The following is a 12,498-nucleotide window of genomic DNA, read 5'->3' on the forward strand; positions in this document are numbered from 1 at the left end:
AATTTGTTAACGCTGTGTAAAGCAACTGACTCATTTTACATTTTGCTTCTATACGCCTACATTTACATTTGAAGTAAACTATACTTCTTCTTCCTGGATCAATGGCAGGATAACACGGAAGGTGCTCCCCATCCCCAGTTCACTATCAACCGACAGTTTGCCGTGATGCAGCTCCACCAAGTGTTTAACAATTGAGAGTCCAAGCCCTGTTCCACCGGAATTACGTGATCTGCCTTTGTCCACACGGTAAAAACGTTCAAAGATTCGCGGCAAATCCTTCTTGGGTATGCCGATTCCTGTATCAGACACCGAGAAAATAACCTGTTCTTCCTCACTCGTCTGATCCATCTTCACTTGGAGTTTCACTCTTCCACCCTCAGGCGTATAGTTAATGCCATTGGATAAAAGATTAATGAAAATCTGCTTCATTTTATCCTCATCCGCTTCGATATACAATTCCTCAGGTACATTCATTTCCAGACGAATCTGCTTTTTCTCCGCAACCTTGGACAAGGTTCCCAGCACCATCTCGAAGAAGGAGTGCACATGTACAGGAGAGCATTCCAGAGGTGCACGTTTGGATTCAATCTTGGATAACTCCAGAATATCTCCAATTAACCGATTTAGTCTGTCACCTTCATCATAGATAATCTGCAGGAAAGAACGTTCCGTTTCCTTATCCTGCACACCGCCGCTGAGCAAGGTTTCTGCGAACCCCTTAACCGCTGCCACAGGTGTTTTGAGTTCATGAGAGACATTGGCAACGAACTCACTGCGCATGGATTCCAAGCGACGAATCGCGGTTACATCCTGCAAAAGGAATAACATCCCCCGATATCCGCCATTGTCTTCCGACATCGGTACGCCATCAAGTCGAATCAGCCGTTCTTCCGGGTTAAATACACTTACTTCTTCGTGCATACGTTCCTGTAAAGCCACACTCTCTTCAATCGTGCGTGTCAGCTCATAATGACGCTTCAGTTCAGTATAAGGTTTGCCTGTAACTTTCGTGGCCTGGATGCCAAGTATACGCTCTGCTTCCCGATTGACCAGTGCAATCGATTGCGTCGCATCAATCATGACGATCCCGCCCGTCATATTCGCCAAGACACTTTGAAGCAGTGCTTCATTGTCTCGAATGGTTTTGAGCTGGGACTGCAAACTGTCCGCCATTCCGTTAATCGCAAGACCCAACTGGCCAATCTCGTCCCTGCGTGTAACTTTTACTCTGGCATCGTACTCCAGCTTTGTAATTCGGTGTGCAACTTTGGTGATATGCTCAATTGGCGACGTTAACCCTCTGGCTACACGATAACTGACAAATGCCACAATCAGAAAGAGTAATCCCAGCGCGGCAAACATAATCATCCATCCGCGTTGAAGCCCCTGATCCACCGCTTGCAAACTCATCGATAAGCGAATATAACCGTCGAATTTGCCGCTTGGCATCTCAATCATGTCACTTTGTTCCGAATTCACAGGCAGTGCCACATACAGCATGTCTTGTCCTAATGTCTCACTATATCGAATCGACTGTCCAAAAGTCCCTTGGGTAGCCGTCCGGATCTCTTCCCGATTCAGGTGATTATCCATCGTTGCAGGATCGCTCTCCGAATCCCCGATGACAATTCCGTCTTTATTAATAAAGGTCACCCGTGAGTCTGTCAGACGATCCAGTTCCAGCGCCCGATCCGAGTAATACTTCCGTGTCTCTGCTGATGTCGGATTCGAAGCATCATGAAACGGGAACGTTGCTTTTAGCAAATTAATCTCGCGCACCATCGTTTGTTCCAATGCGGCGATGTGAGTGGTCTTGAAAACTCTGCCCATCGTATATCCGGCTACAATGACGGAAATGCCAATGAGCACCATCATAATCAGTGCCAGGCGAATGCGAAACGGTCTCATTGATCTCTTCCTTCTGGTATATTTTAATCCGTTGAACAAGAAAATTACATAACCACTTCGATGACCGAATAACCTTCCAATCACTGCTCGGTGCGGTCACCGGGTGTAGTTGGCTGTGAAATGACAAGAAATTCTATATCTGCCGCATTTCGATTTTGCATCTAATGGGGGCACCCGGTGGAATCCCAATACCTTCGCGTGCTTCCAATATTACGATTTCTCCATCAAGCTCCATATATGCCTCACCGCTAAGAACAAAAAATAACTGACGGCTCTAAGTATGTAAATGTCTTGTTTAAGTCGTACCTGCGGGCATTCGCTCATGTTTCATATGAGTGACCCCCGAATATATTATCCGGTCTATCATATCACATATGGTCAGATATCTTGCCTTGTAAATTAGCAAAGAGCACAGCTTCTTCTATTCCTCACTTCATCCACCCAGGGTCACACCTTGTATAAAATATCATAGATAGATCAGCGCAGATACAAATTTTTGTAAATCGTTTCTTACAATACAGCTGACACTCCCCAAACTTCCCTCTTCTTTACAGAAAAATAGAAAGCAAAAAACGGAACGCTACGATCCTGTAAGCGTCCCGTTTCTGAAATACCTGCATACATCTGCCCGTTCATCAACTTCATTTCTACGGACTATAACTTAACCGTTAACAACCTCGCCGCCGTTCACATGTATAACCTGTCCACTTACATAAGAGGAGTCATCGGAAGCAAGATACACATAAGCTGGTGCCAATTCATCCGGCTGTCCTGGACGTTTCATCGGCTGCGTTGCTCCGAATTCACTTACTTTCTTCTCATCGAATGTCGAAGGAATGAGTGGTGTCCAGATCGGACCAGGGGCTACGGCGTTCACACGAATCCCTTTTTCAATCAGATTCATCGATAACGAGCGGGTAAATGACGTAATGGCCCCCTTGGTAGAGGAATAATCCAGCAGTGTTGGGCTTCCTCGATAAGCAGTAATCGATGTCGTATTAATGATTGTACTTCCTTGTTTCAGATGTGGCATCGCAGCCTGTGTAACATAAAACATACCGAAGATGTTGGTGCGGAACGTTTTCTCCAGTTGCTTTGGCGTAATGTCCTCCAGATTCTGCTGCGGATGCTGTTCGGCCGCATTGTTAACCACAATATCAAGTTGTCCGAGCTCATTCACCGTCTGCTGAACACTTTTCTTCGCGAAATTCACATCACCGATGTCACCCGCAATGAGGATACACTTGCGTCCCTCCTGTTCCACCTGACGTTTCGTTTCCTTCGCATCCTCATGCTCGCTCAAATATACAATCGCCACATCGACGCCTTCCTTCGCATATGTCACGGCAACAGCCCGTCCAATGCCGCTGTCCCCTCCAGTGATCAGAGCCACCTTACCCATTAGTTTACCAGCCGCCTTGTACTCGGGTTTCTCAAATTCCGGTTTTGGGGTCATCTCGGACTCGATCCCTGGACGCTGATCCTGATGCTGTGCAGGCATCGTTTTTTGATTTTGCTGGGTAGTGCTAGACATTTTACATTCTCCTTTCAAAATGAACATGCTGGAATGAAAAAGACTCGGACACCAACAACAGGTTTCCTTGTCTTTCGTTCTTCATAAGTTTCACTCTGTAGGATGGCATGAACCGACCAGATTATTCTTCTGCAGCTCAGGAGCAGCGCTTGTTCCATAAGCTGCTTCTACTCGTTATTTACCACTTTTATGGAAAATAAATCAGCAGAATCTAAACATCGGCATGTCAGGAATGTTTATTTTTTTTGATTCCACCTTTTTCATGATTCAAAGTGATTCCTAAGTAGCTGGGGCTGATGTACAATGGAAAATATACAGGTATAAACATAATTTAATTGACATGGAGATCTGAACATGGAATCGCATATTAATTCATACATTACACTTGTGACCACTTCAGCGGTACTGAACTTGTTTCTGTGTATGTATACGTATCTCAGAAGAGCGCATTTTCCAAATGCCAGTATCTTCATACTGTACACTGCTTCCCTTTCGGTCTACACTTTCGGATACGCAATCGGTCTCGCCAGTAATACACTTGAACAGATGAAGTTCTGGAATATCGTTCAGTATATTGGCATGCCTGTCTCGGCTCCACTTGGTCTGATTTTAATGATTCGATACACCGGGAAAAAATTGTCCAAATGGCTGACGACAGCGCTGTTCATCATTCCTTCCATCACAGTTTTTCTCGTTTCTACGAATGATTGGCACCACCTTTATTACAAAAGAGTGTGGCTGCGTGAGGACAGCACAATCCCTGTCATGGCGATGGATATCGGACAATGGTATGTTGTGCACGGTGCATTCACCTTCTCCTGTCTATTATGTGCTGGCCTTATATTAATCGCACAATGGCGGCACACCAAAAAGATGTATCGTCGTCAACTGCTTACGCTGATTGTTTCGCAAGTTATTCCGATGGTTGCTGCATTTGTGTACCTGCTCGGCGTGACCCCGTCTGGTTTAGACCCTGTTCCTGTTCTGATGTGTGTCACATCTGCCATGTATATTTGGGCTATTCTATCCTCACGTCTGCTAACCATTGTTCCGATTGCGAAAGATAGCATTTTTGAGAGCATGCGTGAAGGGGTTCTCGTGCTGGACAGTTCATATCGTCTCGTTGATTTCAACCGATCGCTCCGGCTTATGTTGCCTGATATTCAAACAACGATGGTTGGACAACCCCTGAATGAGATCTGGCTTGGTCTCGCAGGAGAAACATTCCCTGTTGAATACGGCAGAGAAGGACTGCAAACCGACCTTTACTGGCAGTTGAATGGTGAAACGGTCTGTTACCAAGTCAGAACGTCTTATGTCTTTAATAATAGTAATGCGGTTGTAGGTATTCTTATTATGTTAATTGATATCACCGAACAACGCTTTTTACAGGAACAGCTGAAGCAGCTAGCTTATTTCGATGGATTAACCAAGATTTACAATCGGACTCAATTTTTGAACAAAGGCAGGGCATTGCTGCAGGAAGCCCTGCTTAACCATCGTCCAATCTCCTTTATATTGTTTGATGTTGACCACTTTAAACGAATCAACGATACCTACGGACATGATGTCGGAGATCAGGCTCTCATTCACGTTGTAACTGTGTGCAATAGCTATCTGAACAGTGGGATGTCATTTGCCCGTTATGGAGGAGAAGAATTCGTTATTGCCTTGCCAAACAATACGCTCCAACAAGCTTATAATCTCGCGGAAAAGTTGCGAATTGCATTGTTGAATCAACCGCTCGACGTAGAAGGCGAGTCCGTTTATCTCACATCCAGCTTTGGCGTATCCCAATCCGGCAGTGAGTCGGATACGCTGGAATCATTACTCCGTAATGCCGATCATGCCCTGTATGAGTCCAAGCGGAATGGTCGTAATGCGGTGCGCGTGCACGCTGGAAGTATTAGTTAATTGAGCATTGTAATTGCGGGCATGTCTATGCCGTTGTATTACGTTCTAATACCTGGGAAAGGTATAAACAAAACAACAGACAGCCCCTACTAGAGGCTGTCTGTTTAGTTTTATCAGTTTGAACTATTCAATTAAGTTCATGACGTGGGTACTTACGCCACAGCTTTCGAAGGCAAGCTCGTTTCCTGAGCCACCGCCTTAGCTTGGCTCTAACCGCTTGTCCTGAACAGGTGCAAATGCTTCACCTTAAGATCATAGACCATTCGGGATCTATGGATCTATATAAGTTGATTTAGAAAATGGATCTTTCTACCATCAGATACACCATGATGAGCAAGAACACTGCAAGCAGCGAGCTGAACATACGAATTTTGCTTTGGTATGCTGTGACATCCTTATTATTTTTTACACCTTCTGCTGCAAGACGCAGCGGTTTACCCATAATTCCGCCAATGGCTGCAATAGCCAGAAGCAGTACTACGACAACAGCCATCCAGATATGGGAGTAACTACCCTTGGTCATCAGATAACCACCTGTAAGAAGCTGGATAACAAGTGCATACTGCGCAATTTTGTTTAATGAACGAAGTGACGCAAATGCTCCCTCCTGTGCTGGCAAGCTCATTGTACGGATTTTTCCAACCACGAATGGCAGGATCAGATAAAATCCCATGGCCAGTGCTCCGACGATATGGAGCAGATACATAATCATTGTCAAAATTTTCATCCTCCTCAACATTTTCGCTGTGCTGTATATCACATCTCATTATACTGGGGAACTTATCCAAAGAAAAGAAAACCCCCGCTTTTACGGAGGTTTTTCTCAATTCCCAAGTTAGAATAGTCTTCAAACTTAGATATTTACGATGGAAATGACATTACGTACTGAATCTGCGGACGTATCAAGCGCTGATTTTTCTTCCGCAGTCAACTCGAGTTCGAAGATCTTCTCGATTCCGTTACCACCCAGAACGGTTGGCACACCCAGGAACAGATCATGATATCCATACTCGCCTTCAAGATAGGCGATAACCGGAATAATACGTTTTTTGTCCTTCAAAATAGCCTCGGTCATCTGGACCAGTGAAGCTGCCGGAGCATAATAAGCACTGCCGTTGCCCAGCAGGTTTACAATCTCTCCGCCGCCTACACGGGTGCGCTGCACGATGGCTTCAATGCGCTCTGCCGGAATCAGAGTATCGATTGGAATACCACCTACACTCGAATAACGAACGAGCGGTACCATATCGTCACCGTGACCACCAAGCACAAAGCCGCGTACGTCCTCTACCGATACATTTAACTCCTGTGCAATAAACGTGCAGTAACGTGCAGTGTCGAGAACCCCCGACTGTCCAATTACGCGGTTTTTCGGAAAACCGAGTGTCTGGTATGCTGCATACGTCATTGCATCTACCGGGTTGCTCAGAATAATGACAATGGAATCAGGGCAATATTTTTTCACATTTTCACACACGGACTTCACGATACCTGCATTCGTATTCACCAGATCGTCACGGCTCATGCCCGGCTTGCGGGCAATTCCGGCTGTAATGATCACAATCTCCGAACCAGCTGTATCCTCATAGTTGGAAGTCCCCACGATATGACTGTCGAACCCTTGCACAGGACTGGCCTCCAGCAGATCGAGTGCTTTACCCTTGGTCGGATTCTCCAGTTGAGGAATATCAACCAGTACAACATCTCCAAGTTCCTTCTGGGCAAGCATCAGTGCAGTTGTGGCACCGGTAAAACCGGCACCAACAACTGTGATTTTTTTGCGCTGAATAGTCACGATTCACATCTCCCCTTACAGGTTTTTAATGATTTGGTTAGCGAATTCGGAACATTTCACTTCAGTTGCGCCATCCATCAGACGTGCAAAGTCATACGTTACAGTTTTATTGTTAATGGATGTTTCCATACCTTTGTAGATCAGGTTAGCTGCTTCCTGCCAGCCCAGGTGCTCAAGCAACATTACGCCGGAGAGGATTACGGAACCAGGGTTCACGAGATCTTTATCCGCGTATTTCGGTGCAGTACCATGTGTTGCTTCGAAGATAGCATGTCCAGTTACGTAGTTGATGTTCGCACCTGGTGCGATACCAATTCCGCCAACTTGTGCTGCAAGAGCATCAGACAGATAGTCACCGTTCAGGTTCAATGTTGCGATAACATCAAACTCACCCGGACGAGTCAATACTTGTTGCAAAGCGATATCGGCGATAGCATCTTTTACGATGATTTTGCCAGCATCTTCTGCTGCTTTTTGTGCTGCATTTGCCGCATCTGTGCCATCTTTTTCTTTGATCAGATCATATTGTGCCCATGTGAATACTTTGTCGCCAAATTCTGCTTCAGCCACTTCGTAACCCCAGTTTTTGAAGGCACCTTCAGTGAATTTCATAATATTACCTTTGTGTACCAATGTAACGGTCTTGCGGTTGTGATCAACAGCGTATTGTACCGCTGCACGAACCAAACGTTTCGAACCTTCTTCAGATACAGGTTTGATACCGATACCGGAAGTTTCAGGGAAACGAATTTTGTTAACGCCCATTTCCTGTTGCAGGAACTGGATCACTTTTTTCACTTCATCCGAACCTTCAGCGTACTCGATCCCTGCATAGATATCCTCTGTATTTTCACGGAAAATAACCATGTCTACCAGCTCAGGACGTTTAACCGGGGAAGGTACACCATCGAAATAACGAACAGGACGCAGGCAAGTGTACAGATCCAGTTCTTGACGCAGTGCCACGTTCAGGGAACGGATACCGCCGCCGATTGGCGTAGTCAGAGGTCCTTTGATTGCTACAATATACTCACGAATTGCTTCAAGCGTATCATTCGGCAGCCACTCTCCGTATGTATTGAATGCTTTCTCGCCAGCAAACACCTCATACCAAGCGATTTTTTTCTTGCCATCATATGCTTTTTCAACGGCTGCATCCAAAACCCGTACAGCAGCTTTCCAGATGTCACGGCCAGTACCGTCACCTTCGATGAATGGAATGATTGGATTATTAGGTACTTGAAGCGTACCGTTGTCAATTTGAATTTTTTCGCCTTCAGTTGGGAGTGCAAATTTTTCTAATTTCATAATTACAATTCCTCCTAAGTTTTGGTTTCACAGTATGAAGCATACCACATTTTTGCAGGAAGGAAGGGCCGTCTCTACTCGGCAATACAGCCTCATATTCACAAGCCCCTCACCTCATCTATATGATTATACTGTTTTTGTTAACGTTTAGCGAAGATCAATGGAAACGTACTTTTGATCTGTTGGGCCAGTGTACTCGGCACGTGGACGAATAATGCGGTTGTCTGCAAGCTGCTCCAGAATGTGAGCTGTCCAACCAGACACACGGCTGATTGCAAAGATCGGTGTGAACAATTCCTGATCAATTTTCAGTTGAGTGTAAACTGAAGCGGAGTAGAAGTCGACATTCGGCTTCAATCCTTTTTGACCTGTCACGATTTCTTCAATCTTCACGGACATGTCATACAAGCGTGTATCGTTGTTCATCTCACCCAGTTCTTTGGACATCTTCTGCAGATGTTTTGCACGCGGGTCACCGTTTTTGTAGACGCGGTGTCCAAAGCCCATGATTTTCTCGCGGTTGTTCAGTTTCTCCTGAATAGCCGCTTCCAGACGATCCGGTGTACCAATCTCGTCCAGCATCTTCATTACGGCTTCATTTGCACCACCGTGCAGTGGCCCTTTAAGTGCACCAATAGCAGAAGTAACGCCTGAGTAAATATCAGACAGAGTTGCCACAGTAACGCGGGCAGCAAAAGTCGAAGCATTCAGTTCGTGATCTGCATGCAGAACGAGTGCCTGATCAAGTGCTTTTACCGCCGTTTCGGACGGCTCTTCTCCTGTCATCATGTATAAAAAGTTCTCAGCAATGGAAGCGCCTTCTTTTGGTGCCACAGGCTCTTGCCCCTTGCGAATACGTGAGATTGCTGCCACAATCGTTGGCAGTTGAGCTTGTAACTTGACTGCTTTGTTTTCGTTTGCTGCCTCTGTCATCTCATCCGCTTGTTCATCATAGAGCGCAAGTGCGGAGACTGCAGAACGGAGAGCCGCCATCGTGCTGATGTTTTTTGGATACAATTTAATTTGTGCAATCAATTCGCTCGGAATTGGCGCGTAATCGCTAAGACTTTTACGAAGTGACTTCAATTCATCTGTTGTTGGCAATTTGCCAAACCAGAGCAGATAAGCAACTTCTTCAAAACTCGCATGTTCAGCCAAGTCATCGATATCGTATCCACGGTATGTAAGCACACCGTCTACAATAGAGCTGATCGAAGAGGTTGTTGCAACGATGCCTTCCAGACCTTTGGTAGCTGTCATATTACATCTCTCCTTTAATAAGCAAATCAGGAATCATTCAGAGTCATATCAGTGCCAGAATGCACTTAACCTCTTTTGTAAACCGTTTCATTTTAAAAATGACCTAAGTTTTCAAAATACGGTTTTATTATCTGTCAATCGGTATTTACTTATATCATCATACTGGATTTTGTCGTTTATGTGAACATGATGAGAGTTCATTCGCACATCAAACATATTTATCGGAGTGATAAAGCATTTTTGAAAGCCTTTACACAAGCAAGGTTTACATTTAATGTGTGCTAAACAATTCAAGTCATTAGCGAATGTTAACAAAAATATAATCAAAAAATGTATTGCTATAATTTGGTAACTTCGGGCATGATTTAGGCAGACGATGTGCAAAGCAGAATTCCGGCACACGTTTGCAGACTGTTCTTTTTACGTTTCAAAAGCTTACGATTGCTCTATATTAATAAGATAAGCTCTTGAGTGAACAAAGGAGAGGTGAGCCTTGGATCGAATCATTCTCAAACGTCTGCTTCGCGGTCTATGGGTCATTGTAGCTACCCTTCTGATTGCTATAGCAATATATCTGTTGTTCCCGCTGTTATATCCTTTTGTCATCGCCTGGATTATTGCATACGCCATGAATCCGCTCGTGAAGTTGCTCCAGAACAGACTCCGTTTCCCACGCTGGCTTGCAGTAACCCTGTCACTCATATTGTATTTTGGTGCAATCGCTGTAATCTTGTCTGCGGCCGTCACCCGCATGGTTAAGGAAGTCATATCACTAACAACCAGTTTTGATCTGCATGTGGACGAAATCAAGGAAACATTTGTCCGCTGGACACAGAACGATACGATCCAAAGTTTAATTGCGCAGATTAACGATTTTTATAAGGAAAACCCGAATTACCAGGAAACCATCAACAGTAATATTAGTAAAACCACAGAGACAGTAGGAACAGCTGTGACCGATCTTGTCACAGGTTTTTTCAATATGATCCTTAACCTGCTGACTTCCTTGCCTAATATAGGTGCAGTTCTTATCGTTGTGTTGCTGTCTACCTTTTTCATTAGCAAAGGCTGGACGCGCCACAGCATTACGGTATCTGGCTGGGTTCCCTCCTCTGTTCGCAAGCCAATCTCCGACATATGGCTTGATCTCAAAAAAGCACTCTTCGGTTATGTACGCGCACAGCTTATCATGATCTCGATTACAGCACTCTTCGTCATGATCGGACTGCTCATTCTTCAAGTCAAGTCAGCTTTTACAATTGCCCTGCTGATTGGTCTGGTTGACCTGCTTCCTTATCTCGGTGTAGGTCTCGTTATGGTGCCATGGGCGGCTTATTTGTTCATGAACGGGGATATCTATCTTGGCATCGGCATTAGTGTGATCTATCTCATCCTGCTCATTGCCCGGCAGATCATTGAACCGAAGGTTCTTGCGAGTAGTGTGGGGCTGGATCCTCTTGCAACGTTAGTAGGCATGTTTGTTGGTTTGAAGTTGTTTGGCGTGCTCGGTCTCATTATAGGTCCAGTCAGTCTCGTTATCCTCGATGCCTTTAATCGAGCGAATGTACTGCGTGATCTGAGGACATATATCATCAATGGCAGAGTCCGATGAGTCTGATTGAAGAGCATTAATGGCCATCGTGTTCGGATTAAACTAATACAAAAAAAGTCTCCGTTCCAAGCAGAAGGTGCCTGCAGGAACGGAGACTTTTGGTTTAAACGAGATAGATGCTCTCTTATTTCGGACGGCGATAAAATGTAATGCTGCCATTTCTCATCTTTTTCTCCAACCAGCCCAGGAAGAATAACCGATATACTGGACGTGTTAATGGAAATACTAACGTAAAACCGATGAGATCGGTAACAAAACCAGGGATCAACAGCAGGAATCCGCCGACAAAAACAAAAAGACCATCGACCATTTTCCGCCCAGGCACCTTACCGCGCTCCATCTCCTGCTTGGCATCCATCAATACCTTTCGCCCTTCAAACTGCAACATGGCTATACCAATCAAGGACGTGAGAATCATAAGAAGCAATGTTTTTCCGGCCCCGATCCAATCACTCATCAGAATGAAACCAAACAGCTCAATCACCGGAATTAATAAAAGTAAAGCCCACATCCATTTTCGCATTGATATGTTACTCCTTTCCTGAAAACCACACCTTTTCAAGCGCGCTGTATAGCTCCGAGGAGACCTTATCCAGTCTAACTGGCTTCCAGTCTGTATTCACCCACACATGCTGGGTAGAGCCTGTCACCAATCGTTCACCTGGGAGTGATTCATCATGTGCCCAAACCCGTTCACCGATAGCAAGTGAAACATCATGTTCCGCAGGCATACGTCTTATGTCGTACTCGTAATTCAGGCGCAGGCCGCTAAAAGCAGTGATTCGAGTGAAAATGATGATCTCGTCATCGTACCGCGCCGGTTTATGATACTTCACATCCAGACCGGTTACAGGAAGCAACAGTGCCTGTTCTTCCATTTTACGATATGTATACCCCATTTGGCGAATCATCTCGGTACGGCCGATCTCGAACCAGTTCAGGTAGTTCGCATGATAGACAACCCCCATCTGATCGCTCTCCTGGTAACGTACACGAAGACGGGCTGTATACCAGTTACTATTACTTTCTTTTTGCACGTACTCAGCCTCCTTGGCTCTACCATTCATACGCATGAAATGGCAGAATCGTGTCATGAAGATGGAAAAAAAGCAACGGGACATAAGGCCCCATTGCTTCTTTCCTGTTGCTTTCCGAATTATGCACTAG

The 12,498-nt window shown here is 45.1% G+C and carries 12 protein-coding genes; 2 read left to right on the plus strand and 10 right to left on the minus strand.

Annotated features, from left to right (window positions below; translation table 11 throughout):
- Positions 1 to 78: 78 nt before the first annotated feature.
- The 4 genes from pnpS to ACR8BL_RS07125 form a co-directional block, all read right to left on the minus strand.
- A complete protein-coding gene (gene pnpS / locus ACR8BL_RS07110; protein ID WP_434751951.1) occupies positions 79 to 1,908 on the minus strand; it encodes a two-component system histidine kinase PnpS in 1,830 nt (609 codons plus the stop codon).
- A gap of 133 nt (positions 1,909 to 2,041) precedes the next feature.
- On the minus strand, positions 2,042 to 2,143 hold the full coding sequence (locus tag ACR8BL_RS07115; protein ID WP_434751952.1) for a hypothetical protein: 102 nt from the start codon (positions 2,141 to 2,143) through the stop codon (positions 2,042 to 2,044).
- A gap of 275 nt (positions 2,144 to 2,418) precedes the next feature.
- Positions 2,419 to 2,553 carry a hypothetical protein gene (locus ACR8BL_RS07120; RefSeq protein ID WP_434756625.1) on the minus strand — a complete coding sequence of 45 codons (135 nt, stop codon included), beginning with the start codon at positions 2,551 to 2,553 and terminating at the stop codon, positions 2,419 to 2,421.
- A 16-nt stretch (positions 2,554 to 2,569) separates the two neighbouring features.
- Positions 2,570 to 3,442 carry an SDR family oxidoreductase gene (locus ACR8BL_RS07125; protein WP_434751953.1) on the minus strand — a complete coding sequence of 291 codons (873 nt, stop codon included), beginning with the start codon at positions 3,440 to 3,442 and terminating at the stop codon, positions 2,570 to 2,572.
- A 354-nt stretch (positions 3,443 to 3,796) separates the two neighbouring features.
- On the opposite strand from ACR8BL_RS07125, the gene ACR8BL_RS07130 reads away from it, so the two are divergent.
- The gene (locus tag ACR8BL_RS07130; RefSeq protein ID WP_434751954.1) at positions 3,797 to 5,356 is read left to right on the plus strand and encodes a histidine kinase N-terminal 7TM domain-containing protein; all 1,560 of its coding nucleotides are present in this window, start codon (positions 3,797 to 3,799) and stop codon (positions 5,354 to 5,356) included.
- A gap of 292 nt (positions 5,357 to 5,648) precedes the next feature.
- Here ACR8BL_RS07130 and ACR8BL_RS07135 read toward each other — a convergent pair whose 3' ends face one another.
- The 4 genes from ACR8BL_RS07135 to citZ form a co-directional block, all read right to left on the minus strand.
- On the minus strand, positions 5,649 to 6,074 hold the full coding sequence (locus tag ACR8BL_RS07135) for a hypothetical protein (protein WP_434751955.1): 426 nt from the start codon (positions 6,072 to 6,074) through the stop codon (positions 5,649 to 5,651).
- A 135-nt stretch (positions 6,075 to 6,209) separates the two neighbouring features.
- Positions 6,210 to 7,151, minus strand: coding sequence for a malate dehydrogenase (gene mdh, locus ACR8BL_RS07140; RefSeq protein WP_434751956.1), 942 nt, complete (start codon positions 7,149 to 7,151; stop codon positions 6,210 to 6,212).
- 15 nt (positions 7,152 to 7,166) lie between these two features.
- Positions 7,167 to 8,459, minus strand: a complete 1,293-nt coding sequence (gene icd, locus ACR8BL_RS07145) for an NADP-dependent isocitrate dehydrogenase (RefSeq protein ID WP_434751957.1) — start codon at positions 8,457 to 8,459, stop codon at positions 7,167 to 7,169.
- A 147-nt stretch (positions 8,460 to 8,606) separates the two neighbouring features.
- Entirely contained in the window at positions 8,607 to 9,719 is a 1,113-nt protein-coding gene (citZ, locus tag ACR8BL_RS07150) for a citrate synthase (protein ID WP_434751958.1), read from the minus strand.
- Between the two features lie 493 nt (positions 9,720 to 10,212).
- On the opposite strand from citZ, the gene ytvI reads away from it, so the two are divergent.
- Entirely contained in the window at positions 10,213 to 11,331 is a 1,119-nt protein-coding gene (gene ytvI, locus ACR8BL_RS07155; protein WP_434751959.1) for a sporulation integral membrane protein YtvI, read from the plus strand.
- A gap of 124 nt (positions 11,332 to 11,455) precedes the next feature.
- Here the strand turns inward: ytvI and ACR8BL_RS07160 are convergent, their stop codons facing one another.
- Together ACR8BL_RS07160 and ACR8BL_RS07165 are read right to left on the minus strand one after the other, a co-directional pair.
- Positions 11,456 to 11,860, minus strand: a complete 405-nt coding sequence (locus tag ACR8BL_RS07160) for an FxsA family protein (protein ID WP_090920522.1) — start codon at positions 11,858 to 11,860, stop codon at positions 11,456 to 11,458.
- Position 11,861: 1 nt separating this feature from the next.
- Positions 11,862 to 12,368, minus strand: coding sequence for an acyl-CoA thioesterase (locus ACR8BL_RS07165; RefSeq protein ID WP_434751960.1), 507 nt, complete (start codon positions 12,366 to 12,368; stop codon positions 11,862 to 11,864).
- Between the last annotated feature and the right edge of the window lie 130 nt (positions 12,369 to 12,498).

Source organism: Paenibacillus amylolyticus (genome assembly GCF_051136285.1).
GTDB classification, from domain to species: Bacteria; Bacillota; Bacilli; order Paenibacillales; family Paenibacillaceae; genus Paenibacillus; species Paenibacillus amylolyticus_F.

What these genes read in the sequence shown, in the direction of transcription:
- pnpS (WP_434751951.1), bottom strand. Translation starts at nt 1,908, where the DNA reads ATGAGACCGTTTCGCATTCGCCTGGCACTGATTATGATGGTGCTCATT.
- ACR8BL_RS07115 (WP_434751952.1), bottom strand. Translation starts at nt 2,143, where the DNA reads ATGGAGCTTGATGGAGAAATCGTAATATTGGAAGCACGCGAAGGTATT.
- ACR8BL_RS07120 (WP_434756625.1), bottom strand. Translation starts at nt 2,553, where the DNA reads ATGAAGTTGATGAACGGGCAGATGTATGCAGGTATTTCAGAAACGGGA.
- ACR8BL_RS07125 (WP_434751953.1), bottom strand. Translation starts at nt 3,442, where the DNA reads ATGTCTAGCACTACCCAGCAAAATCAAAAAACGATGCCTGCACAGCAT.
- ACR8BL_RS07130 (WP_434751954.1), top strand. Translation starts at nt 3,797, where the DNA reads ATGGAATCGCATATTAATTCATACATTACACTTGTGACCACTTCAGCG.
- icd (WP_434751957.1), bottom strand. Translation starts at nt 8,459, where the DNA reads ATGAAATTAGAAAAATTTGCACTCCCAACTGAAGGCGAAAAAATTCAA.
- citZ (WP_434751958.1), bottom strand. Translation starts at nt 9,719, where the DNA reads ATGACAGCTACCAAAGGTCTGGAAGGCATCGTTGCAACAACCTCTTCG.